This window comes from Mycobacterium sp. NGS57 (genome assembly GCF_059812405.1).
Map to the genome: position 1 here is coordinate 435,478 of NZ_JCALCP010000003.1, position 22,722 is coordinate 458,199.

The 22,722-nt window shown below is 68.9% G+C and carries 21 protein-coding genes; 6 read left to right on the forward strand and 15 right to left on the reverse strand.

Translation table 11 applies throughout. The features are described from left to right. Nucleotides 1-7: 7 nt before the first annotated feature. From AC5Y43_RS08450 to AC5Y43_RS08465, 4 genes are all read right to left on the reverse strand, one after another. Nucleotides 8-976 (reverse strand): enoyl-CoA hydratase/isomerase family protein, encoded by a 969-nt coding sequence (locus tag AC5Y43_RS08450; RefSeq protein ID WP_499971352.1) that lies wholly within the window; start codon nt 974-976, stop codon nt 8-10. Between the two features lie 10 nt (nt 977-986). Further along, nucleotides 987-1,823, reverse strand: coding sequence for a mycofactocin-coupled SDR family oxidoreductase (locus AC5Y43_RS08455; RefSeq protein ID WP_499971354.1), 837 nt, complete (start codon nt 1,821-1,823; stop codon nt 987-989). Then, entirely contained in the window at nt 1,820-3,025 is a 1,206-nt protein-coding gene (locus AC5Y43_RS08460; RefSeq protein WP_499971356.1) for a cytochrome P450, read from the reverse strand. Before AC5Y43_RS08460 ends, AC5Y43_RS08455 begins: the two co-directional genes overlap by 4 nt. Nucleotides 3,026-3,128: 103 nt before the next feature. Then, a complete protein-coding gene (locus AC5Y43_RS08465) occupies nt 3,129-3,782 on the reverse strand; it encodes a TetR/AcrR family transcriptional regulator (protein WP_499971358.1) in 654 nt (217 codons plus the stop codon). 74 nt (nt 3,783-3,856) lie between these two features. On the opposite strand from AC5Y43_RS08465, the gene AC5Y43_RS08470 reads away from it, so the two are divergent. Together AC5Y43_RS08470 and AC5Y43_RS08475 are read left to right on the forward strand one after the other, a co-directional pair. After that, nucleotides 3,857-4,423, forward strand: a complete 567-nt coding sequence (locus tag AC5Y43_RS08470) for a SecDF P1 head subdomain-containing protein (RefSeq protein ID WP_499971360.1) — start codon at nt 3,857-3,859, stop codon at nt 4,421-4,423. A 1-nt stretch (nt 4,424) separates the two neighbouring features. Continuing rightward, complete coding sequence (locus tag AC5Y43_RS08475) at nt 4,425-5,252, forward strand: sugar phosphate isomerase/epimerase family protein (protein ID WP_499971362.1); 828 nt, start codon at nt 4,425-4,427, stop codon at nt 5,250-5,252. Here the strand turns inward: AC5Y43_RS08475 and AC5Y43_RS08480 are convergent. Next, complete coding sequence (locus AC5Y43_RS08480) at nt 5,249-6,463, reverse strand: FAD-dependent oxidoreductase (protein WP_499971364.1); 1,215 nt, start codon at nt 6,461-6,463, stop codon at nt 5,249-5,251. The two genes, AC5Y43_RS08475 and AC5Y43_RS08480, sit on opposite strands and share 4 nt — an antisense overlap. Continuing rightward, a complete protein-coding gene (locus tag AC5Y43_RS08485; protein WP_499971366.1) occupies nt 6,463-8,064 on the reverse strand; it encodes an arylsulfatase in 1,602 nt (533 codons plus the stop codon). Before AC5Y43_RS08485 ends, AC5Y43_RS08480 begins: the two co-directional genes overlap by 1 nt. Nucleotides 8,065-8,157: 93 nt before the next feature. Between AC5Y43_RS08485 and AC5Y43_RS08490 the strand changes: the two genes are divergently transcribed. Together AC5Y43_RS08490 and AC5Y43_RS08495 are read left to right on the forward strand one after the other, a co-directional pair. After that, nucleotides 8,158-9,132, forward strand: a complete 975-nt coding sequence (locus AC5Y43_RS08490) for a nitronate monooxygenase (protein ID WP_499971558.1) — start codon at nt 8,158-8,160, stop codon at nt 9,130-9,132. Next, nucleotides 9,129-9,950, forward strand: coding sequence for a class I SAM-dependent methyltransferase (locus tag AC5Y43_RS08495; RefSeq protein WP_499971369.1), 822 nt, complete (start codon nt 9,129-9,131; stop codon nt 9,948-9,950). The genes AC5Y43_RS08490 and AC5Y43_RS08495 overlap by 4 nt, the downstream gene beginning before the upstream one ends. Here the strand turns inward: AC5Y43_RS08495 and AC5Y43_RS08500 are convergent. From AC5Y43_RS08500 to AC5Y43_RS08510, 3 genes are read right to left on the reverse strand one after another with little or no spacing between them, the layout of a single operon-like run. Next, nucleotides 9,947-11,215: an amidohydrolase family protein gene (locus AC5Y43_RS08500; protein WP_499971371.1), complete on the reverse strand. Its 1,269-nt coding sequence runs from the start codon at nt 11,213-11,215 to the stop codon at nt 9,947-9,949. The genes AC5Y43_RS08495 and AC5Y43_RS08500 overlap by 4 nt on opposite strands. Next, a complete protein-coding gene (locus AC5Y43_RS08505; RefSeq protein WP_499971373.1) occupies nt 11,212-11,985 on the reverse strand; it encodes a class II aldolase/adducin family protein in 774 nt (257 codons plus the stop codon). Before AC5Y43_RS08505 ends, AC5Y43_RS08500 begins: the two co-directional genes overlap by 4 nt. Beyond that, complete coding sequence (locus tag AC5Y43_RS08510) at nt 11,972-13,582, reverse strand: class I adenylate-forming enzyme family protein (protein ID WP_499971375.1); 1,611 nt, start codon at nt 13,580-13,582, stop codon at nt 11,972-11,974. Before AC5Y43_RS08510 ends, AC5Y43_RS08505 begins: the two co-directional genes overlap by 14 nt. A 94-nt stretch (nt 13,583-13,676) precedes the next feature. On the opposite strand from AC5Y43_RS08510, the gene AC5Y43_RS08515 reads away from it, so the two are divergent. Continuing rightward, nucleotides 13,677-14,549 (forward strand): alpha/beta fold hydrolase, encoded by an 873-nt coding sequence (locus tag AC5Y43_RS08515; protein WP_499971377.1) that lies wholly within the window; start codon nt 13,677-13,679, stop codon nt 14,547-14,549. Nucleotides 14,550-14,583: 34 nt separating this feature from the next. Here the strand turns inward: AC5Y43_RS08515 and AC5Y43_RS08520 are convergent, their stop codons facing one another. Then, nucleotides 14,584-15,978: a fatty acid desaturase family protein gene (locus AC5Y43_RS08520; RefSeq protein WP_499971379.1), complete on the reverse strand. Its 1,395-nt coding sequence runs from the start codon at nt 15,976-15,978 to the stop codon at nt 14,584-14,586. A 15-nt stretch (nt 15,979-15,993) separates the two neighbouring features. Continuing rightward, nucleotides 15,994-17,091, reverse strand: coding sequence for a ferredoxin reductase (locus AC5Y43_RS08525; RefSeq protein WP_499971381.1), 1,098 nt, complete (start codon nt 17,089-17,091; stop codon nt 15,994-15,996). A 236-nt stretch (nt 17,092-17,327) separates the two neighbouring features. On the opposite strand from AC5Y43_RS08525, the gene AC5Y43_RS08530 reads away from it, so the two are divergent. Continuing rightward, nucleotides 17,328-18,179: a DMT family transporter gene (locus tag AC5Y43_RS08530; protein ID WP_499971383.1), complete on the forward strand. Its 852-nt coding sequence runs from the start codon at nt 17,328-17,330 to the stop codon at nt 18,177-18,179. Nucleotide 18,180: 1 nt separating this feature from the next. Here the strand turns inward: AC5Y43_RS08530 and fadD1 are convergent, their stop codons facing one another. From fadD1 to AC5Y43_RS08550, 4 genes are read right to left on the reverse strand one after another with little or no spacing between them, the layout of a single operon-like run. Beyond that, nucleotides 18,181-19,758, reverse strand: coding sequence for a fatty-acid--CoA ligase FadD1 (fadD1, locus tag AC5Y43_RS08535; RefSeq protein WP_499971385.1), 1,578 nt, complete (start codon nt 19,756-19,758; stop codon nt 18,181-18,183). Further along, complete coding sequence (locus AC5Y43_RS08540; RefSeq protein ID WP_499971387.1) at nt 19,755-21,341, reverse strand: flavin-containing monooxygenase; 1,587 nt, start codon at nt 21,339-21,341, stop codon at nt 19,755-19,757. The genes fadD1 and AC5Y43_RS08540 overlap by 4 nt, the downstream gene beginning before the upstream one ends. Continuing rightward, entirely contained in the window at nt 21,338-22,297 is a 960-nt protein-coding gene (locus AC5Y43_RS08545) for an alpha/beta hydrolase (protein ID WP_499971389.1), read from the reverse strand. The genes AC5Y43_RS08540 and AC5Y43_RS08545 overlap by 4 nt, the downstream gene beginning before the upstream one ends. Nucleotides 22,298-22,323: 26 nt before the next feature. Beyond that, nucleotides 22,324-22,722 (reverse strand): Zn-ribbon domain-containing OB-fold protein, encoded by a 399-nt coding sequence (locus tag AC5Y43_RS08550; protein ID WP_499971391.1) that lies wholly within the window; start codon nt 22,720-22,722, stop codon nt 22,324-22,326.

Below are 22,722 nucleotides of genomic sequence, written 5' to 3' on the forward strand. Positions count from 1 at the left end.
GCCGGGGTCAGGGCTTCTTGCGCCCCGAGCGGCTCAGGCGCCACTCCGGCGGGAAGTTGAGGTCGTTGTCCTTCACCACGTTGTTGAGGCCCTTTTCGAAGGTGCCCTCGGTGAGGTCGACCTCTTGCGCGTCGTTCTTGATCATCGGCAGCATGCCCTCGACCATGCCGGTGAGCAGGCTGCCGAAGTATTCGCCCTTGTGCTGCTTGTACAGCTCCAGGAAGGTCTTCTGCACGGCCACGGTGTCGGTCGGGCGCGAACGCGAGCACGCCAGCGCGTATTTCTCGGTCTCGGCTTCCAGCTTGTCGCGCGGCACCACGCTGTTGACGAAGCCGCAGTCGTACATCTCCTTGGCGCTGAACGGCCGCCCGGTGAACAGCATTTCGGAGAACTTGCGCAGCCCCATCGTCTCGGCCCACCACCACAGCCGCGGTCCCCAGCCCACATAGCGGAACGCCGGATGCCCGAACAGGGCATCCTCGGAGGAGATCACCAGGTCGGCGTCGCCGGCCTGGTAGAAGTGCCACCCGTAGCAGTAACCCTTGGCCTCGATGATGCTGATCTTCCGGAGCTCCTGCAGCGGCCGGTTTCCCGCGCGGGCCTTGGCGTAGAAATCGGTGACGGTGGACAGGTAGCGGTACGAGCCGCCGGGCGGGTACTTGACGTCGTCGTCGTTGATCGCGAGCTCGTGATGCAGGGGCAGGCCGGGGTTCTCCAGCATCGGCCGCTGCTCGGGCAGGTCCCCGCCGCTGCCGAAATCCTCGCCCTCGCCGCGGATCACGACGACCTTGACGTCGTCGTCCACGTTGCACTTGTGGATCAGGTCGGCGTAGTTCTGCCGCATTCCCAACGTGGTGGAGTTCTGCGCCTGCGGACGGTCGAAGGTGATGTAGGCGATCCGGTTCTTCTTGTCCTTCTCGAACCTGATGTACTGCTCGGCTTCCTTCTTCAATTCCTCGTAGTCGTATTCCGGCATTAGTTGTCTCCTATTTGAGTAAGGCACCCGCGTCGACGGGCAGTGAAACGCCGGTGACGTAACGGGATTCGTCAGAGGCGAGGAACAGCACGGCATTGCTGATGTCGACGGCTTCCACCCACGGCACCGGCATCATGTGCGTCATCTGCGAGAACGGGGCGAAGTCGTCGGGCCCGGGATTCTCCAGGTCCGGCCGAAACAGCTTGTAGGTGATCTCGTTCATCGTCATCGGTGTGTTCACCTGGCTCGGGTGCACCGAGTTCACCCGGATGTTGTACTGGCCCAGCTCAACCGCGAACGAACGCATCAATCCCAGCACGCCGTGCTTGGCCGCGATGTAGTGGCCGGTGTAGGCCATGGCCTTGTGCGATCCGACCGAGCCCGTCATCACGATGGAGCCGCCCCGTTCGCCGGCGAGGATGTGCGGCACACCCGCTTTCACGGTGTGCCACACGCCGGAGAGGTTGACGTCGATCATGTCCTGCCAGGTTTTCTCCGGAATCTTGTGCAACTTGTTGCCGAAGGTGCCGATGCCGGCGTTCGCGACGATGATGTCGAGACGACCGAGCTGCTCCACCCCGCTGTCCACCAAGGCCTTGAGCCCGTCGTAGTCCCGCACGTCGACCTGCGCGGCCACGATGCGGCGATCGAGGGCCTTGACCAGGTCGGCGGTCTCGGCGAGATCGTCCGGCGTCGAATGCGGGTAAGCCATGTTGTCGATCGGTCCGCAGATATCGAACGCGATGATGTCGGCGCCCTCCTGCGCCAATCGCACGGCGTGGCTGCGACCCTGGCCCCGGGCGGCGCCGCTGATGAGCGCGACCTTGCCCGCGACGCGGCCGGTCATGCCGCCACCAGCGCCGGCATGGACTCCCAGCCGCGCACCGTCGACGTCGGGCTGAGCTTGGCGTTGCTCATATCGACCTCCCAGTCGGGGAATCGCTTCAAAATTTCCTCCAGGGCAATGCGGCCTTCGAGGCGGGCCAGCGCGGAGCCCAGACAGAAGTGCGTGCCCACGCTGAAGGCGAGGTGTGGGCGGGCGGCGCGGTGGATGTTGAATGTGTCTGCGTCGGAGCCGAACTGGCGCTCGTCGCGGCACGCCGCGCCGAGAAGCATGATCACCACGCTGCCCGCGGGCACCGTGCGGTCGTAGAAGTCGACGTCGCGGGTCACGTATCGCGAGACGTGCGGCGCGGGCGGTTCGTAACGCAGCAACTCCTCGATCGCCTGCGGGATGAGCCGAGGATTTTCGGCAAGGGCGCGACGCTGGTCGGGGTGCTCGGCGAGAACCTTTCCCGCCCAACCGATCAGGCGCGTGGTGGTCTCGTTGCCCGCGCCGGCGACCACATTGAGGTAGACGAGGATCTCCTCGCGCGTCAGCCGCCGCGTGGCACCCTTCTCGTCGACGAACTCGACGTTGAGCAGGTCGGTCATGATGTCGTCGGACGGATGCTCGGCGCGCCAGTCGATATAGGCCTCGAACTGCTCGCCGACCGACAGGCCCTGCTCGGCGGCCCGCATGGGCTTGCCGGCCTCGGTGCGCAGTTGGGCGTTGCCGCGGTCGCGGATGTACTCCTGGTCGTCTTCGGGAATGCCGAGCAGCATGCTGATCACCTTCATCGGCATCTGCGCGCCCAAGTCGGTGACGAAATCGAATCGTCCCGACCCCACCAGCGGGTCGAGGGCCTGGGCGCAGAAGTCGCGGATCATCGGCTCGAGCGCCCCGATCCGGCGCGGGGTGAACATGCGAGACAAGAGCTTGCGGTGCACGTCGTGGATCGGCGGGTCCTCGAAAATCAGCATGCCGGGCGGGATTTCGAGGTTGGCCTTGATCAGTTCGAGGATCGCGCCCCGCGCGGAGCTGAACGTGGTGTGGTCGACGAGCGCCTTGGTGACGTCGGCGTAGCGGCTCAGCGCGAAGAAGTCGTATTCGGCGTTGTAGTACAGCGGCGCCTCGTCGCGCAGGCGGGCGAACATCGGATACGGGTCGACGATCAGCTCGACGTCATAGGGGTCGAAATGGACATCGCTGTCAGTGCTCGCCGTCACGAAATCCCTCCTACCGCTGCCATTTTTTGACCATGTCGGGTCACTCTATTCTCGTAGAGAACCATACGGCGGGTGCCCTGGCAAGACCCCGCGATCCCCAACCTCACGAGGGCGCGGCATCGGTCAGGCGGCCCCTGGCCGATGTCTTCAGGATGCCGGTGGCGATGGCGGCCAGGATGGCATCGAGCTGCTCGGGGCTGTCGATGATCCGGTCGCCGTGGGCGAAGCGCAGCAGCAGCCCGTTGATGAACGTGAGGGTGATGTTGCTCAGGTCCTCCACCACGCCCGGGTCCAGGTCGGCGCCGTGCGGCATCAGCTGCACCAGGATCTCCCGGTGCAGCTTGGTAAACCCGTCGGTGGCCTGCTGCAGGATCGCGGCCAGCGCCGGGTCGCGCGTGGCCTGCATCGTCAGCTCGTACCTGGCCTTGGTGCGCGACAGCTGCGGCTCGCTGCCGGCCTGGATGACGACCTGCGACAGCCGCGACGGCGACGGCGGACGCTCGCCGGAACCGCCCGCCCCGTCCGCAATCGATTGCAGGCTGGCCAAATCCAGCTCGGCCAGTCGCTCGGCCACGGCGCGCAGCAGCGCCGCGCGGGTGCGGAAGTAGAAGGAGGTCGTGCCGTCCGGGACCCCGGCCCGGCGGTCGACTTTCAGGTGGCTCAACCCCTTCGCCCCGTCGTGCGCCAAGAGGTGGATCGCCGCGTCGCACAGGTCGCGGCGGCGTTCGGTGGGGTTGGGCTTTCGTCGTGTGTCCATCGCAGATTGGACCGGACCCTACTCTATATTCGTAGTGTCCGTAAAGGGTGCGGCGACTGTGCTGGAATGATCCGATGCGCACCCGCACGCTCGCAAGCATCCTGCTGATCGGCGCGCTCGCGTGTGGCTGTCACTCGACGCGCCCACCGGCGCCGACCGCCATCAAGTCCACCAGCGCGGTGGCCGCAACGACGACGACGCCGCCACCGCCCCCGACCGCCATCCGGCCGCTGCCAATCCGGGCGGTGCGGAAATCGCAGCCCACCACACCCGACAAGTGCCCCGCCACCAATGCGCCCGTCGCGCCGGCGAGCCCCCTGGTGACCTGCGACCTGGTCCGGACCACCGTCTACACGCTCGGGCCCGAGTCGATGCGGCTAGGCCTGACGCATGTGGACCCGCCCACGTCGTTGACGTCGGGGTTCTACCAGGTGACCCTGACGCTGGATCCGCCGTCCGCGGCGGCCTGGGCGGAATTCACCGCCGCGCACCTGCACGACCACGTCGCATTCGTCCGCGACGATCTGGTCCTGGAAGCCCCGACGATCGAGGAACCGGTGACGTCCGGCAAGATCGCGCTGACCACCCAAAACGCCCCGGCCGCAGACCAGTTGGCCCAGCTGGCGGGCCGGCCCGCATAACATGGACCGCCTCGGCGTCGGTTTCCTCAACGGATTCGGGCTTCCGCCAGTCGAATTCGTCAACCTCACCGCGGATCTCGGCTGCCGGTACCTGTCGGCCGTCGTGCGGGGGCTGCCGCTGGTTCCGCTCGGCTACGAGCCCTTCTCCCTGCACGACCCGAAGCTCAGGCGCGACCTGCGTGCGGCCATGAGCGATCGCGGGGTGGCGATCTCGCTGGGCGACGGGTTTCTGATCACGCCCGACGCCGAGGCGCGCGCGTTCGCCGACGATCTGGACGTGCTGGCCGAACTCGACGTGCCCCGGATCAACACCGTCAGCCTCGACCCCGACCGCGGCCGGACCTTCGACCAGTTCGCGATCCTGACCGACCTGGCCGCCCAACGCGGCATCCACACCGTCGTGGAGCCGGTGCCGGGTCTGACGATCGGCGACGTGCCCACCGCGCTGGACGCCGTGCGGCACGTCGCCCGCCCCGAGTTCAGTATGTTGATCGACACCATGCACCTGGTCCGATCCGGTTCCGGCGCAGCCGATCTCGCGGTCATCGACGCCGACCACATCGGCTACGCCCAACTCAACGACACGACGCTGCGCCCGAGCGGCGATAACTACATGACAGAGGCCATGTTCGAGCGCATGGTCCCCGGCGATGGCGAACTGCCGCTCGCCGACATCCTGGCCGCGCTGCCACCCGATACCGTGATCGAAATCGAGGTGCCGCGGCGGTCACTGGCGCTGGCCGGTGTCACGCCCATCGACCGTCTTCGCCCGTGCGTCGAATCGGCCCGCCGGCTACTCGCCGAAATAGACCCCGGGCCAACGGGTTAGCGGCGCGCGAATGCCGGCGCGTGCTCGGGCCGCACCCCGACACCGATGAAATACGCGGGCAGCACCGACAGCCACGGCAGCCGCCGAACCAGCTCGAACAGCGCGGCCGGCGGCGTCGGGTCCGCGCCGCGCAATAGCGGGCCGAGCAGCCGGCGCTGCAGCGCCCGTTGCACCGCCTGGGTCACCACGGTCGGGAACCAGCGGCGGCGGCGCACCGCGGCCAGGTCGCGATCCGTAACCCGGTGCCGCCGCAAGGGTTCGGCCAGGATGGTGGCGGCCGCGACGGCGTCCTGGACCGCCAGGTTGATGCCGACGCCACCCAGCGGCGACATCGCGTGCGCGGCGTCGCCGATGCACAGCAGCCCGTCGGTGTGCCAGCGGCGCAGCCGATCCACCCGGACGTCGAGATGCTTGACGTCGTCCATCGACGTCAGCGTCGCGACCGCGTCCGCAGATTCGGGCAGCAGCGCGCCGACCTCGTCGCGGAACGCCTCGATGCCGCGCGCCCGCAACTGGGGGTCGGTGCCCTTGGCGCCGAGGTAGGCGATCTGGTCGTAGCCCTCCCTCGGGATCACGCCCAGCGCCTTGCCCGGGCCCACCCGCGGCAGGAAGGAGAATTCCGCCGGACCGTCGCGCGGCAGCCGGAACCACCACACGTCGAAGTTCACCGGGTATTCACGCGTCCGCAGCCCGGCCTCGCGGCGGGCGATCGACCAGCGGCCGTCGCACGCCACGGTCAATTCCGCCCGCAGTTCTCCGGGCCCGTCGGGGCCGTCGTAGCGCACCCCGGTGACCCGGCCACCGTCGGCCAGCAGGCCGGTGGCCTCGGTCTTCATCCGCAGCGTGAAGCCCGGCTCGGTCTGGGCGACCTCGGCGAGCAGGTTCAGCAGGTCCCACTGCGGCACCATCGCGACGAACGGGTGCGGCTGGCGCAAACGGCCGAAGTCGACATAGGTCACCGAGCGCCCGTTCGACTCGAACCTCGCGTTGCTGACCGCGGTGAACGGCAGCTGCGCGAAGCGTTCCCACAGGCCCAGCTCGTCGAGCAAGCGCATCGTGGTGGGATGTACGGTGTCGCCGCGAAAGTCGCGCAGGAAGTCGCCGTGCTTTTCCAGCAGGGTGACCTCGACGCCCGCGCGGGCCAGCAGCAGCCCGAGTACCATCCCGGCCGGGCCGCCGCCGATCACCGCGCACGTGGTCGTCTGCGCCATCACAGCTCCACGTCGAACACCGAGACGGGATCGAGGACGACGCCGGTCTCCTCGACGTAGCGGTCCCACAGCCCCAGCAGCTCGGCGAGTTTGTCGGGCCGCGCGCCGGCCAGGTCGTCGATCTCGCCCGGGTCTTCGGAGAGGTCGTAGAGTTGCCAGTCGCCGGCACCATGCGGCGCGGGCAGGTAGACGGCCTTCCAGTCACCCTGGCGAATCGCCCTGCGCCCGAACAACTCCCAGCCCGTTCCGGTCCGCGCGTCGTGCACCGCCTCGCTGCCGGCCGACAAATACGGCACCAGGGACCGGCCGCGCATGGGTTCGACGTCCCGGCCGCGGTAGGCGGTGCCGGGATGCGTGATGCCGGCGAGCTCGAGCACGGTCGGGGCGACGTCCATGACGGTGGCGAACGCCGTGCCGACCTCGGCCTGCCGGGCAAAGCCCGGCCAGGTGACGAAACCCACCACGCGGATGCCACCCTCGGTGGTGAAGGCCTTGTGCAGCCGCGACGGCGCCGTGGCCGCCTGCGCCCAGCGCGGGCCGTACCAGATGAACGAATTGGGGCGACCGAGGTTGTCGAGGCTGTTGTCGCAGTTCTTTTCGATCTGCGCGACGATTTCCGGGCCGCGCAGCGGCATCGCCTCGACCATCGCGCCCTCGGCGCCGTTGTCGGACATGAAGATCACGACGGTGTCGCCCAACTCACCCGTGCGGTCCAGGTAGTCGATCACCCGCCCGATGTTCTGGTCCATCCGGTCCACCATCGCCGCGTAGACCTCCATGCTGCGCGCCGACCGCGCGCGCTCGTCGTCGCTCAGGTCGCCCCACTCCGGCGCACCGTCGGCCACCACCGGGTGCGCGACCACGCCGGGCGGGCACAGTCCGAGCTTCTTCAGCGCGGCCAGGCGGGCCTCGCGCAGCGCGTCGGGCCCGTCGTCGTAGCGGCCGCGATAGGTCGCGACGTCTTCGTCGGGCGCCTGCAACGGCCAGTGCGGGGCCTGGAAGGGCAGGTAGGCGAAGAACGGCCGATCGTCGTTTGCGTCGCGCTCGTCGAAGTAGCGCAGCAGCGTGTCGGTGTAGGAGTCCGACGAGTAGAAGTCGTCGCCGACGGTGACGAAGTGGTCGTCCTCGGTGTAAAGCGTTGGCACGGGCGAGAACCCGCCGCCCGCCGCTCCCCCGTAGTGGCTGGCGCCGGCGGGCAGCAACGCGAACGAGCGCTCGAACCCGCGGGCCCACGGGGACCTGTCGATGGTGTGGCCCAGATGCCACTTGCCCGACATCAGCGTCAGGTAGCCGGCGTCGCGCAGCAACTCGGGCAGCGCAACCACGCGGTCGTTCAGGTAGCCCTCGTAGCCGGGGGCGCCCCGGAATCCGGGCGCGGCGACCTCGAGCATGGTGCCGATCCCGGCGATGTGGTGGTCGGTCCCGGTCAGCAGCATGGCCCGGGTGGGCGAGCAGGCCGGGGCGGAGTGGAAATCGGTGAACCGGACGCCGGCGTAGGCCAGCCGGTCCAGGTTCGGGGTGTTGATCTCGCCGCCGAAGGCGCCGATGTCGGAGAATCCGAGGTCGTCCGCCACGATCACCAGAAAGTTGGGTCGCTTCACGCTGAAGCATCCTTTCAGGTCCGGCGCCGGGATGGAATGCTGGCTCGTGTGCTGACACAGTTCGGGATGTCCATTCCGCTCGTCGCCGCCCCGATGGCGGGGGGCCCCACCACGCCGGCGATGGTGTCGGCGGCGACCGGGGCGGGCGCGTTCGGGTTGCTGGCAGCCGGCTACAAGGCGGTGGCGGCGGTCGAGGCCGAGATCAGGACGGTCCGGGCCGAGGGAATCCCGTTCGGGATCAACGTGTTTGCGCCGAACCCGCTGCCGGTCGACCCCGACGGCTACCGGGCGTACGCGGCGATCGTCCAGCAGGAGGCCGACCGGTTCGGGGTGACGCTGCCCGCCGATCCGGTCGAGGACACCGACGGGTTCGACGAGAAGATCGCGCTGTTGCTGGACGACCCGGTGCCGCTGGTGTCGTTCACCTTCGGGATTCCGCCGCGCGACGTGATCGTCGCGCTGCAGCGGGCCGGCTCCGTCGTGGTCCAGACGGTGACGACGCCCGACGAGGCGGCCCGCGCGCACGCCGCCGGGGTGGACATGCTCGCTGTGCAGGCGGCGGCCGCCGGCGGGCATTCCGGCACGCTGTCGCCGCGGGACCCGGTGGCGTCGGTGCCGATCGCCGACCTGGTCCGGCGGGTCACCGCAGCCGTGCCGCTGCCGCTGCTGGCCGCCGGTGGCATCGCCACCCCGGACTCGGTGGCCGAGGTGATCCGCGCGGGCGCCGCGGCGGCCGTCGTCGGGACGGTCCTGCTGCGCGCCACCGAGAGTGGCGCGTCGGCCACCCATCAGGCAGCGCTGACCGATCCCGCGTTCGCCGAGACGGTGCTCACCCGGGCCTTCACCGGCCGCCCGGCGCGCGGCCTGCGCAACGCGTTCATCGACGCCCACGAGGCGCAGGCGCCGCTGGGCTACCCGGCCGTGCACCATCTCACCAGCCCCATGCGCAAGGCGGCCGCCGCGGCGGACGAACCCCAGTACGTACATCTGTGGGCGGGCACCGGATACCGGCGCGCGACCGCCGAGCCGACCGCCGACATCCTGCGCCGGCTGGCGTCCGGGCTGTGAGCGCGACGGGCAAGGCCGACTTCCGCGACGTGCCGTGGGGATCGGTGGAATGGACGAACCTGTGCACGCTGTACCTACGGGCGTACGAAAGCCGCTCGCCCGCGCCGATTCTGGGTGACACGGCCGCCGCCGACGCCGTCGACCGCATCGACTACGACTGGGCCCGCATGCGCCGGACCATGCGGCCGGGGACGAACCAGTATCTGGTCAGCGTTCGTGCGGCCCACCTCGACGAGTGGAGCACCGATTTCCTGCGCCGCCATCCCGACGCCGTCGTGCTGCACCTCGGGTGCGGCATGGACACCCGGGCGTTCCGGCTGCGTCCCCCCGAGACCGTGCAGTGGTTCGACGTCGATCGGCCCGACGTGATCGCGTTGCGGCGCAAGCTCTACGACGACCGCGACCGCTATCGGATGATCGGTTCGTCGGTGACCGATCCGGCCTGGTTGGACGAGATACCGGCCGATCGCGCCACGCTGATCGTCGCGGAGGGGCTGCTGATGTACCTCGCCGAACCCGGCGTGCGTGCGCTGTTGCAGCGCCTCACGGATCGGTTCGGCGGCGGCGAGTTGTTGTTCGACACGACGTCGCCGCTGGGGCCGCGCCTGTCCAAGGTGCTCACCAAGGGCATCACCACGTGGGGCATTCGCGACGTCCGCGAACTCGAGCAATGGAACCCGCGGCTGCGCTTCGTCGAGCGGTCTCCGGTGATTGCGCTCTACGAACGTATCCCCTCGAGGCCGGTGCGGCTGGTGTGGCGAGCGATCAACGCCACCCCGATGCGAGACTTCGACGTGCTCAACCGCTTCGCGTTCTAGAACGCCTCGGGGTCGCGCTGGACCTCGGCCGGCACCGGATGGCGGTACAGGCGAGAGGCGTTCTCCCAGCTGAACTTACGAATCACGTCCGGCGGCAGGTCGCCGATCTGCTCGTGGATGGTGTCCTGGGTGTGCGGCCAGGTGGAGTCGCAATGCGGGTAGTCGGCCTCGAGCATGATGTTGTCCACGCCGATCCGGTCGCGCTGCACGAACGACGACTTGTCCTCCACCGCGCAGAACCAGAAGTTTCGGGTGAAAACCTCGGCCGGAGTCAAGCTTTCGTTGAGCGCCTGCCAGGTGCCGTACATCGCGTGATAGCTGAGCATGTGGTCGAGGCGGTCCAGCAGCCCCGCGACCCAGCCGATCCCGCCTTCGGACAGGCAGATCCTGAGATCGGGGAACCTGCTGGGCAACCCGGAGTACAGCCAGTCCACCGCCGCCGAGATGGCGTAGGCGAAGAACAGCACGCCCTGGACGTCGGGAGGGGCGTCGTCGGTGGTCGACGGCGACGAACCCGAGGATCCGATGTGCAGGTTCACCACCGTGCCCGTCTCGGCGCACGCCGCCATCATCGGATCCCAGTGACCGGAGTGGATGCTGGGCAGTCCCAGCATCGCCGGATTCTCGCTGAAGGTGACGGCGTGGAACCCGCGCCCGGCGTTCTCGTGGATCATCTTGGCGCCCAGTTCGGGGTCCAGCAGCCACGGCAGCTGGCACGGGATGATCCGCTCCGGATACGACCCCGCCCACACCTCGAGGTGCCAGTCGTTCCAGGCGCGCACCGACGCCAGCGCCAGGTCGCGATCGGTGGTGACCTGCTGCAGCCGCTGCCCGGCGAACCCCGGCAGGAACGACGGGAAATTCAGCGAGGCGTAGATCCCGTTCAGGTCCATGTCCTGGACGCGCGCGTGGATATCCCAGGCGCCCCTGCGCATCTCGTCGAATCGGACCGGTTCGAAACCGTACTCCGCCACCGGGCGCCCGACGACGGCGTTGAACCCGACGTTGGGCAGTTCCCGGTCGTCGTAGACCCACGTCTGTCCCCCGTCGCCGGTCTCGACGACCTTGGGCGCGCGGTCGGCGAACCTGCGCGGCACCCGCCCGGCGAAGGTGTCCGGCGGCTCGACGATGTGGTCGTCGGCCGAGATCACGGTGTAGCGGCGTTTCGCCCGCGGCGGGTCCGGCAGGAACGTGACCGTGCGCTGCTCGCCGGTCTTGGCCGTGGTGAAGCTGAGGTCCCCGGCCAGGTCGTCGATCGATTTCACCCGAGCACCTCGGGATCGGCCTTGACGGTCATCCGGGCCGCGCCCGCCCAGTACACGTCGGCGGCGCGTTCGATCAGCGACCGCTGCATACCCGCCATGTCCGACCAGTCCATCTTCAGCGGCTCCTGGCCGGTGAGCAGGACGTCGTAGGCGAGCCGGCACGCCCGCTCGATCGACGCCGCCCGGTAGACCGCCTCGGGCAGGGTGCGGCCGGTGGCGATGACGCCGTGGTTGGCCAGGATGGTGAGGTTGGCGCCCCCGATGCGCGCGGCCAGTTCCGCGGCGCGCGCGGGGCTGTCGATCTCGCCGTCGTAGGTGTCGACGAGGCGCAGGTCGTCGAGGTACAGCGAGCCGGTTTGGTGCACCAGCTCGGGCAGGCGGCCCAGCGCGGCGAGCACGCACGCGTGGTACGGGTGGTTGTGGATGACCACGCGGGCGTCGTCGCGGACCCGGTGCAGCTCGGTGTGGATGTGGATGGCCGGGGTGACGTCCCAGCGGCCGCGGATGACCCGCGCCTGGCTGTCCACGACGCAGATGTCGGAGGCGGTGAGTTCCTGCCACCACAGCCCCCAGGGGTTGACCAGCATGTCCGTCCGGCCCTCGGGCTGCCAGGTGATGTGCCCGGCCATGTTCTCGGCGAAGCCGATGCCGGCGAGGTGGCGGAAGGCGACGGCCAGCGCCTGCTCGTCGGACAGCTCGACCCCGATCGGGGGCACCACCGAGGGCGCCCAGGCTTCGAGTCCGCCTCGCCGCGGGTTAGGAGCGTTCATGATCGGCCTCCATCCTGCTTCGAATATCCTCGCGGAGCTGGCCTTTGGCAATCTTGCCGCCGGACGATCGGGGCAGCTCGTCGACCACGACAAGCCGTTCCGGCAGCAGCTCCTTGGAGACGCCCAGCGCCAGCAGGTGCTCGACCAGGCCGGGCAGGTCGAGGGTCTGCGGGTCGGCGAGTTCGGCGTAGAGGCAGACCTTTTCGCCGAACACCGGGTCGGGCATCGCGACCGCCGCCGCCACCGCGACGGCCGGGTGGGTGGTGGCGGCGTCCTCGACCTGGGTGGCGCTGATGTTCTTGCCGCCGCGGACGATAAAATCGGAGGTGCGGCCGGTGACCGTCAGGTAGCCCTCCGCGTCGATCTCGCAAATGTCACCCATGCGCATCCACCCGTCGGCGGTGAACAACTTGTCATGGTCCGTCCCGCCGAGGTAGCCCAGGCTGGTGGCCGGGCCCCGGCAGGCGGGCTGGCCGCGACCCGTCTGCGTGACGTCGGTGTCCCCGTCGAAGAGACGCACCGCCATCTCGGGGACGATTCGCCCGCCGGTGCGCAGCCGGCGTTCGCGGGAATCGTCGAGCGTCGTCGCGCTGAGCATCCCGGTCTCGTTGGAGCCGTAGAACTGCAGGATCTTCGCGCCGGTGAGTTCCTCGAATTCCGCGGCGGGCCGGTAGGGCAGCGCCTCGCCGCCGGCGAAGACGACCCGCAGCGAGCTCAGGTCGTAGTCGCGGCGCGCCGGGTCGGCCATCAGCATCGTCAATTGCGTGCTGACACAACACAACACGCTGACCCGGTGGCGGGCGATAGCCTCGCACGCCGCGCGCGCGGTGAACCGCGACAGGAGCACCGCGGTGGCGCCGAGGTAGATCGGGGTGACGTGGCTGGTCCAGATGCCGAAGCCGAAGGGCGTGGGGATGACCGGCAAGAAGACGTCGTCCGGCGTCAGCGCGCCGTTGGCGACAGCCTTCTGGTGGAAGTAGTGCCAACGGTTTTGGGTGTGCACCACGCATTTGGGCAGGCCGGTCGTGCCGGACGTGGAGTTGATGAGAAAGACGTCGTCGGCGCCCAGTCGCGTATCCGCCCTCAACGCCCTGGGATGGGTAGCGGCGCCGCGCAGGTCGCCATCGAGAACCAGCGCGACAAGCGGCGATCCGCCGGTGACCTCGGCCGCGGCGCCCGCGCGCTGCGGATCGGTGATCAGGAGCCGGGGCTGCGCGTTGCGCAGGATGGCGTCGACCTCGCGGGTCCCGGCCCGCGCGCCGATCCCGACGACGACGGCGGCGCACCGTTCGATCGCGACGAACAGCGCGTGGATGGCCGCGGAATCGCAGTGCCACACAGCGATCCGATCGCCGCGCGTCACCCCGGCCCCGGCCAGTTGTTCGGCCAGGCGGGTCGCGGCATGGTCGAATTCGCGCCAGTTCAGCGCTCCGTCGGGGTGGTCGGCGTAGGCGGGGCGGTCCGGGGTGGCTTCGGCGTTTCGACGTACCGCGTCCGACAGCGTCGAATCGGACCACCAGCCGGCGGCGCGAAACGAGGGCGGGTCGTCGTCGGCGAAGGCCGGCGAGCCCTCGGTATCCAGCCCGCTAGCGCTCATCCCCGAATGATAGGAAATCCCCGCACCAATGGGTCGAGAAGATGGGCGGATGCTTTCCGGACACCGCCGGCGCGCCGTCCGGTATGAAGAACTTATGAGCGCCACAGCGGTGACCAGGTTGCTCGAACGGTACCGATCGACCGGGCGCACCTTCAGCGCCGACGGAATTTCGTCGTTCGCACTTGACGCTGGCCCGCGCGACGCGCCCGCGGTGGTGTGCGTGCACGGCGTTCCCGCATCGGCTTACCTGTACCGCAAGGTGGTGCCGGAATTGGCCGCCAGGGGCCTGCGCGGTGTCGCGGTCGATCTGCCGGGGCTTGGCTTCGCCGAGCGCCCCGCCGGGGCGGATTACAGCTGGACCGGTCTCGGCCGCTGGCTACTCGCGGCCATCGACGCCCTGCGACTGGACCGGTTTCACCTCGTGGTGCATGACATCGGCGGACCGATCGGTTTGGAGGTCGCCGCCGCAGTACCCGAGCGGGTTCTCTCACTGACCCTGTTGAACACCATCATCGAAGTGGAGTCGTTCCACCGGCCGTGGCCGATGGAGCCGTTCGCGCACCGTGGCATCGGAGAGGCTTGGCTGGCCTCGATGCGCGTGCCGGGCGCTTTCCTGTCGATCATGCGACTTGTCGGTGTCAGCCGCCGCGTCCCGGCCGCCGAACTCGCGTGCTGGCTCCCGCTGCTGTTCGGTGACGACGCCGGGAGGGCGTTTCTGAAAATCATGCGCGGCTTCGAGTTGACCGCCGCAAAGCAACGGCGCTACGTCGACGCCGTCCGCGATACGCCTTACCCCGTGCAGATCGTGTGGGGCGCGCGCGACGCGATGCTGCCGTGGCGGAGCTATGGCATGCAGGCTCAGCGGGCCAGCGGGGTGCTCGAGCCAATCCTGTTGCCGGCCAAGCATTTCCTCCAAGAGGACTGCCCGGAAGAGATCGCCGCGGCTGTTCATCGCATCTCGATTTAGCGCGTCCGGCTGACGTCGCATGCGCCGTTCCGCGTCAGTCCTTGCCCCGGGGCGGTGGTTGCACATCGACGCCGCTGGACTCGTGCTCGGGGCCGGCGACCGGGTGTTCGGCGGGGACACGCTCCCGGAACCGGCTCGCCTCGCTGGAGCCGGCCGGCCCGGGCCGCCCGTCCGCGCTGTGGTACGGCCCCGGCTTCGGCCGGGGCTTGCCGCCGGGGAACGCCAATCGGAAGATGCTGCGGTGCACCATAAACCACTGCTTCGAGAACCGGCCGGAATTGTACGGCAGCTCGTAACGCTCGCAGATGTCCTTGATCTTCGGTGCGATCTCCGAGTATCGGCTGCTCGGCATGTCCGGGTACAGGTGGTGCTCCACCTGGTACCCGAGGTTTCCGCTGATGACGTGAAAAACCGGGCTGCCCTCGATGTTCGCCGCGCCGACCAGCTGGCGCAGATACCAGTCGCCCCGCGTCTCGTCTTCGACTTCTTCCTGGCTGAATGTGTAGGTCTGGTCGGGAAAATGGCCGCAGAAAATGATGGCGTGTGCCCACACGTTGCGGATCACGTTGGCCAGGGCGTCGGCGGCCAGCGTGCGCAAAAAGGTGCTTTCCACGCCGGGCAAAACCCGGTCGAAGAAGGTCGCCGCAGCGCCCAACCGTCCCGTGCGCGACACCCTCCGCAGCCGCCGGCCGACACGGGACTCCGCGGGTTGGTCGAGTCTGCCGCGTAACGCGAGCTGTAGCAGCCCGAATGCGCCGGCGCTGATGATCGGCCAGCCGAGGTAGTCCTTGATGATCTGTGAGCGCGCCTTGACCCCGATGCCTTTCAGGTCTTTGCGCACCTCGGACCAGGGCTTTTCCCGCGCACGGATTGCCTCGATGTCCATGTCGTGCACCGCCACTCCCCACTCGAAGAGCACCGTCAGCAGCACGTTGTACAACGGCTGAAACAGGTAGCCCCAGCGCCATTGCTGATTGGGGTCGATGCGCATGATCTCGTAACCGAGATCCTTGTCCTTGCCGCGAATATTCGTGAACGTGTGGTGGATGTAGTTGTGTGAGTGCTTCCAGGCCTCCGCCGTCGACGCGGTGTCCCAGTCCCACACCGAGGAATGAATATCGGGATCGTTCATCCAATCCCATTGACCGTGCATCACATTGTGGCCGATCTCCATGTTCTCCAGGATCTTGGCCATACCGAGGCACGCGGTGCCGAGGACCCACGCGGTTTTCGAGCGCGACCCCAGCAGCAACACGCGGCCCGCGACGATGATCTGCCGCTGCACCGAAATGACCGTCTTGATGTAGCGCCGATCGCGCTCGCCGAGATCGGCAAACACCTCGTCGTGAATCGCGTCCAATTCCTTGGCAAGCTTTTCCCGCTCTTGCTCACCAAGGTGGGCAAGCGGGTTTTCCACAGTAGCGGTCACTGCGACTCCTTTCGATCAAAGTTCGAGTTCGACGTCGCCTTCGGCGGTGTTGATACAGATCCGCACGTCCTGCCCGGTGGGCCCGATGACGTCACCTGAGCGCAGATCGCGCAGCCTGCCCGATTTCAGCGTGCCTACGCAGGTATGGCAGATGCCGATTCGACAGCCATAGGCCAGGTTCAGCCCGGCTTTCTCGCCGGCATCCAAAATCGAAGTGCCCCCATCGCATTCGACGGTCTTCTCGCTGTCGAGGAATCGAACCTCGCCACCTTCGCCGGCAGCGGCGTCCCCGCCGATCTTGGGCTGAAATCGCTCGAAGTGAAGGCGATTCGGATCACCGTGGCCTTCCCAGTGTTCGATCAGCGCGTCGAGCATTTCGCCCGGACCCGAGCAGAAGGCTTCGCGTTCCCGCCAGTCCGCACAGACCTCGTCGAGGTCGCCCGGCGAGAGCCGGCCCCGCTCAGACGTGAGGCGCAGATCCAGGCGCATCCCGTCGTGGCGACGATCGAGGTCTTCCAGTACCGGCAGGAACATCACCTGGTCGCGAGTGCGAGCGGAGTGGATCACCACGACGTCGCCCAGCTCGCCGTGATGATCGAGGCTGCGCAGCATGCTCATGATCGGCGTGATGCCACTGCCCGCGCTGATGAACAGCAGCTTGGACGGCAGCGGGTCAGGCAGCGTGAACACGCCCTCGACCTCGCCGAGCCGGACCAGGTCCCCGGGCTGGATTTTCTCCACCAGGTACGGCGACACGACACCGCTGTCCACCTTCTTGGGGGTGACGCTGATCAGACCGTCTTCGGGTGCGGGGTCAGACGTGAGCGAGTACGCCCGCCAGTGGTACACGCCGTCGACAACGACGCCCAGACGCACATACTGGCCGGGTTTGTGCCCGGGCCATTCGTACCCGGGCTTGATCAGCACGCTCGCGGCTTCCGAGCCCTGCGGCTCGATGACCTCCACCTTTCCGCGCAGCTCTTTGGTCGTCCACAGCGGATTGATCATCTCCAGGTAGTCGTCCGGCTGCAGCGGGCTGAACAATCGCCGGACTGCGCGCAATAACAACCGCCGACCCCGTGGGACCTCGGGACGAGCTCCGCGTTCCGCCATCCGTCCTGAGTACCCATTTGTACACTGAAATCGACGTCGACAATCAAACTTCTCTGATTCGATCGCTGATTCGCCGTCACCGCCATGGGCTAGTTGGTATACGTGCGTTCACTAAACCAACCATCCGCTGGTCGCGGCGGCGGCCTGCTTCAATGGCCTGCCAACATTTCGGCGACCGCCGACATCGGCGCGCTCGCACGACGTCGCCCACTCAGCTACGCGGCTATTGTCAGTCTGTGCTCATCGGATTCGTTCTCGCGCTGGGTTGTTCGGTGTGCTACGGCACGGCCACGGTGTTGCAGGCGGTCGCCACCAGATCGGTGGAGTCCGCCACCACCTCGGGTGTCGACGCCGTACTGCTGATGCGGGCCGTCCGCCAGTGGCACTACCTCGCCGGGGTAGGCCTCGACGGCCTGGGCTTTCTGCTTCAGGTAATGGCGCTGCGCCTGGTGCCGATCTACGTCGTGGCCGCGGCCTTGGCGGCCTCCATCGCGGTCACGGGCATCGTGTCCGCCTGGGTGTTGTCGGCGCGGCTTTCGCCGGTCGAGTGGACAGCCGTCGGGGTGGTCTGCGTGAGCCTCGCCGTGCTCGCCGGCGCGGCGGGACCGGGGCACTTCCGTCAGGCCCCGGCCGCGCTCGGCTGGGCGCTGATCGGTGTGGTGGCCGCGATATTCGTCGGCGGTGGCGCGGCGGGCCGACTGCGCGATCGTGAGCGCGCGCTTGCCCTCGGGCTCGGCGCCGGGAGCGGATTCGGGGTGGTGGAGATCGGCGTGCGCCTGATCCACGTCGTCGATCCGACCAAGGCCGCCTTCTATACCCAACCGGCGCTGTACGCCGCGGCCGGGGGCGGAGTCGCGGGGTTTCTTTTGCTCACGTCCGCCTTGCAGCGCGGCTCGGTGACCACGACGGTGGCCGCCATGGTCGTCGGTGAGACGATCGCCCCGGCCGTCGTGGGGGTGGTGTGGCTGGGCGACACCGCCCGCGCGGGTCTCGGCTGGTTGGTGGTCGCGGGATTCGTGGTGGCGGTGTTCGCGACGCTGGTGCTGGCCCGGTTCGGAGAAGCCCCCAATCCCGCCGAATCCGGTTGAGTCACTGCACGACAGCGTAGGTCTTGCCCCGCGGTTCGCGCGCCCACAGCACGCCGTCCTGCGCGGTGACGCCGGCGGCGATCAGCTCGCGTTTGAGGATCTTGTTGGTGGCCGTCGCCGGCAGGTCGTCGTTGATGCGCACGTAGCGCGGCCACGCCTTCGGCGACAGGTCGGGCTGGGCGGCCAGGAACTTCTCGAAATCCTCGGGTTCCAAGCCGTTTCCGGCGCGCAGGACCAGGGCCGCCATCACCTGATCGCCGACCCGCTCGTCGGGTACGGCGTAGACCGCGACCTGGCTCACCTGCGGCAGCCGTTCCAGGATCCGCTCTATCGGCGCGGCGGCCAGGTTTTCACCGTCGACGCGCATCCAGTCGGCCGTGCGGCCGGCCAGATAGATCCAGCCGTCGGCGTCACGGTAGGCCAAATCGCCCGACCAGTACATGCCGTGGCGCATGCGCTCGGCCGTCGCGGACGGGTCGTTGTAGTAGCCGGTGAACGGTCCCGCGCCCTGGGTGTTGACGAGTTCGCCGACGGCCTCGTCGAAATTGGCCAGGGCGCCGTGCTCGTCGAACCGCGCGACCGCGCATTCCGTCAGCGTCCGCGGGTGGTAGATGCTCACCCCGGGGTAGGGCTTGCCGATCGAGCCGGGCGGGGCGCCGTCCTCGCGCACGACGATCACCGCGAACTCGCTGGAGCCGAAGCTGTCGACCACGCGGCAACCGAAACGCCGTGCGAATTCGTCGATGTCGCGATCGGTGGCCTCGTTGCCGAACGCGATCCGCAGCGGGGTGTCGGCGTCGTCGGGGCGCTCGGGGGTGGCGAGGATCAGCGCGAGGGGCTTGCCGACGTAGTTCAGATAGGTCACGCCGTGGCGGCGCACGTCGTCGACGAAGCGCGACGGCGAGAACTTCGCGGGGACCATCGTGGCGCCGCTGCCGATCGCGACCGCCCACCCGGCGGCGATGCCGTTGGAGTGGAACAGCGGCATCGCCAGGTAGCACACGTCGTCGGCGGTGACGTCGTACTGGTAGATCAGGCTGGCGCCGCACATGATCGCCATCCCGTGCGCGAACCGCACGGCCTTGGGGTCGCCGCTGGTGCCGGAGGTGAAGATCATCATCAGGGTGTCGGCGGTGCCGACCTCGCGATGCGCGACGAGCGGTGGCGCGGGGGCCACCGCGTCGGCGTAGCGAGCCGAGCCCACGTCGATCACCTGAATCCCGTTGAGGTCCAGGCCGTCCAGCAGCGACAGGTGCTCGGCATCGACCAGCAGGATCTGGCAGTCGGAGCGCCGGATGTCGGCGATCAGGCCGGGCCCGCGACGGGTGAGGTTGATGCCGCACAACACGTAGCCGCCCAGCGCGGCGGCCGCCATCGCGCGCAGCATCGCCGGCGAATTGGTCAGCAGGGCGCCGACGTGCAGCGGGCGCGTGGCGTCGGCGAGGCCGATCAGCGCCGCGGCCTCGGCCTCGGCCTCGGCCAGGTGTTCCCGCCAGGTCCAGGTGCGCTCGCCGTGGGCGATCGCGGTGGTGTCGTCGCTGCTGCGCTGCCGGAGCAGCTGCTGCACGGTCTCGATCATCGGGTCGTGAACACCAGCCCCGCATAGTTCCGTTCGGCCACGGCGTCGCAGTGGCGCCGGTAGTTGCCGAAGCCCCCGGCGTACGGCATGAAAGTTCGCTTCTTGCCGTCGATGTTGGCGCCGAGATACCACGACGTCGCCGCCTTGGGGAACAGGGTCCCGTCGGCGGCCTTGGCGACGTGGCCGGTCCAGGCGTCGGCGGCGTCGCGACGGGGTTCGACCTCGCTCACCCCGAGCCGGCGGGCCGCCAGGATCAGCTCGATGGCCCAATCGACCTGAACTTCCGCGTGCAGCACCATGTTCGCCAGCACCGACGGGCTGCCGGGCCCGCTGATGGTGAGCAGGTTCGGCAGGCCCGGGACCATCAGGCCGAGGAACGTGACGGGGCCGTCGGCCCAGACGTCGCGCAGCCGATCTTCCCGGGGTCCTGTCGGGTCGAGGCGGGTCAGCGCCCCCGTCATCGCGTCGAAGCCGGTCGCGAAGATCAGCACGTCACACGGATAGGTCGTGGCGCGGGTGCGGACTCCCCCGGGCGTGATCGCGTCGATGGGCTCGCGGCGCAGGTTCACCAACCGCACGTTGTCGCGATTGAAGGTGGCGTAATAGCCGGCGTCGGTGCAGATCCGCTTGGTTCCGATCGGGTGGTCGACCGGGATGAGGTCGGCGGCGACGGCCGGATCGCCGACGATGTCGCGGATCCGCTGCTCGGCGAATTCCCGGGCGATGTCGTTGGCCGCGAGGTCGCTGTTCTGGTCGGGGAAGGTCTTGGCGAACAGCACACCGCCCTCGCGCCAGCGCCGCCACAGCGCGTCGGCCCGCTCCCGTGGCTCAGTGTCGACGGCCTTCTTGGGATAGGTGCCGTGCGGTGTGCCGGCCGGGGCGTAGGCCGAATTCCGCCGGCGCTCGGGGTAATCCGCGCGGATCTGTCGCTGCTCCTCGGGCGACCACGGGCGGTTGGGCATCGGGATGCTGTAGTTCGCGGTCCGCTGAAACACCACCAGCCGCTCGGCCTGTGCGGCGACGATCGGCACCGCTTGGATGCCGGACGAACCCGTGCCGATGAGGCCCACCCGTTTGCCCCGCAGGTCGGGGTCCTCGCGCGGCCACGCGGCCGTGAAGTACACGTCGCCGGCGAAGTCGTCGACGCCGGGGATATCGGGGCGGTTGAGCGCCGACAGGCAACCGGTGGCGCACACCAGGAACGGCGCGGCGTACGTGCGGCCGTCCCGGGTGCGCACGCGCCAGCGTCCGTCGTCGAAGTCGGCGCCGACCGCGTCGACACCGAACCGGTAGTGGCGCCGCAGGCCGAAGCGGTCGGCGACGTGGCGCAGGTAGGCCAGGATCTCCGGTTGCGCGGCGAAGCGTTCGCTCCAGGTCCAGTCCTGTTGCAGCGCCTCGTCGAATGAGTAGGAGTAGTCGACGCTTTCGACGTCGCACCGGGCCCCGGGGTACCGGTTCCAGTACCAGGTGCCGCCCACGTCGGGGGCCGCCTCGACGCCGAGCACCGACAGGCCCGCCGACGCGGCCCGGTGCACCGCGTACAGCCCCGCGAACCCGGCGCCGATGACGAGCACGTCGGTCATGCCGCCCCCCAGCGTGTGGCGCCGAGCAGCCCCCGCAGGTCACCGCAGATCAATTCGCGCGCGGAGGCCGCCGGCGGGAAGGCTTGAATCGTCATGAAGCCGTGGAACAGCCCGGGGAAGTCGCGGTGCACGACGCGCACCCCGGCGTCGCGCAGGCGGCGCGCGTAGTCGCATCCCTCGCTGTGCAGCGGATCCAGGCCGGCGGTCGCGATCACCGCGGGCGGCAGGCCCGCGTGGGAGTCCGCGCGGGACGGGGCGACGAGCTGGGGCGGGTCGAAGCTCGCTGTGCCGCCGAGGTATTGGCGCCAGTACCACCGCATGGCGGCGCCGGTGTTGAAGTATCCACTGCCGTAGCGGCGGTAGCTGTCGGTGTCGCAGGCGGGGTCGAGCGCCGGGTACAGCAACAGCTGGGCCGCGGGCGGGGTGACGCCGCGGTCGCGGCACAGGATCGCCGTGACGGCCGCGAGGTTGCCGCCGGCACTGTCGCCGGCGACCACCGTCCGCGCCACGTCGATGCCGAGGGCCGCCGCGTGCTCGGTCACCCAACAGAACGCCGCGTATGCGTCCATGGCCGCGGCGGGCGCGGGGTTTTCGGGGGCCAACCGGTAGCCGACGGACACGACGACGGCCTGGCTGCCGCGCGCCAGCGCCCGGCAAAAACCATCGTGGGAGTCGATGTCGCAGAACACGAATCCGCCGCCGTGGTAGAACACGATCGCCGGGCGGGGCCCGGGCGGGTCGCCGTGCGGGTGGTAGATGCGCACCGGGATATCGCCGGCCGGGCCGGGGATCGCGTGATCGACGGCGACGCGGACGTCGTCGATGTTGTTGACCGGCACGCGGCGTTCGGCCACGGCGGCGCGCGCCTGCGGGGCCGTCATCGTCTCGACACGGGGGAATCCGGCGTTCAGCTGGTCGAGCATCGACCGGACCGTGCCGTCGATGGGGTCGTCCATGTCCGTCTCCGATCCCGCCGTCGACGTCACGCCGGCCGGTACCTCAGCAAGGTGATTCCGCTTTCCAGATCGTAGAACACCGGCTCGACCCGCATCCCGATCCTGATGTCGCCCGGGTCGACGTCCACCAATTCGGTGCTGATCCGCGGCCCGGCGTCCCACTGCACCACCGCGAGCAGCTGCGGCAGCGCATCCGCCCACGGCGGGCCGGTCGGTCTGCGCGCCACGGTGAAGGTGTACAGCGTTCCGGCGCCGTCGATTTCGCGCCACTCCAGGTCGTCGGCCAGTGTCCCCGGCGCCAGCGTGCGCGGGTAGAAGACGTAGCGGCCCAGCGACGGCGAGTACTGGACCAGGATGCGGTGCCGGGCCAGGCCGTCCCAGAAGGGCCGGGACACCGGGGTGGGCTCGGGCAGGGGCCGGTCCAT

Bases quoted from the DNA above. Each gene is read 5' to 3' on its own strand.
- AC5Y43_RS08450 (WP_499971352.1), bottom strand. From the start codon at position 976: ATGCCGGAATACGACTACGAGGAATTGAAGAAGGAAGCCGAGCAGTAC.
- AC5Y43_RS08455 (WP_499971354.1), bottom strand. From the start codon at position 1,823: ATGACCGGCCGCGTCGCGGGCAAGGTCGCGCTCATCAGCGGCGCCGCC.
- AC5Y43_RS08465 (WP_499971358.1), bottom strand. From the start codon at position 3,782: ATGGACACACGACGAAAGCCCAACCCCACCGAACGCCGCCGCGACCTG.
- AC5Y43_RS08470 (WP_499971360.1), top strand. From the start codon at position 3,857: ATGCGCACCCGCACGCTCGCAAGCATCCTGCTGATCGGCGCGCTCGCG.
- AC5Y43_RS08475 (WP_499971362.1), top strand. From the start codon at position 4,425: ATGGACCGCCTCGGCGTCGGTTTCCTCAACGGATTCGGGCTTCCGCCA.
- AC5Y43_RS08480 (WP_499971364.1), bottom strand. From the start codon at position 6,463: ATGGCGCAGACGACCACGTGCGCGGTGATCGGCGGCGGCCCGGCCGGG.
- AC5Y43_RS08490 (WP_499971558.1), top strand. From the start codon at position 8,158: ATGGCGGGGGGCCCCACCACGCCGGCGATGGTGTCGGCGGCGACCGGG.
- AC5Y43_RS08505 (WP_499971373.1), bottom strand. From the start codon at position 11,985: ATGAACGCTCCTAACCCGCGGCGAGGCGGACTCGAAGCCTGGGCGCCC.
- AC5Y43_RS08510 (WP_499971375.1), bottom strand. From the start codon at position 13,582: ATGAGCGCTAGCGGGCTGGATACCGAGGGCTCGCCGGCCTTCGCCGAC.
- AC5Y43_RS08515 (WP_499971377.1), top strand. From the start codon at position 13,677: ATGAGCGCCACAGCGGTGACCAGGTTGCTCGAACGGTACCGATCGACC.
- AC5Y43_RS08525 (WP_499971381.1), bottom strand. From the start codon at position 17,091: ATGGCGGAACGCGGAGCTCGTCCCGAGGTCCCACGGGGTCGGCGGTTG.
- fadD1 (WP_499971385.1), bottom strand. From the start codon at position 19,758: ATGATCGAGACCGTGCAGCAGCTGCTCCGGCAGCGCAGCAGCGACGAC.
- AC5Y43_RS08540 (WP_499971387.1), bottom strand. From the start codon at position 21,341: ATGACCGACGTGCTCGTCATCGGCGCCGGGTTCGCGGGGCTGTACGCG.
- AC5Y43_RS08545 (WP_499971389.1), bottom strand. From the start codon at position 22,297: ATGGACGACCCCATCGACGGCACGGTCCGGTCGATGCTCGACCAGCTG.
- AC5Y43_RS08550 (WP_499971391.1), bottom strand. From the start codon at position 22,722: ATGGACCGGCCCCTGCCCGAGCCCACCCCGGTGTCCCGGCCCTTCTGG.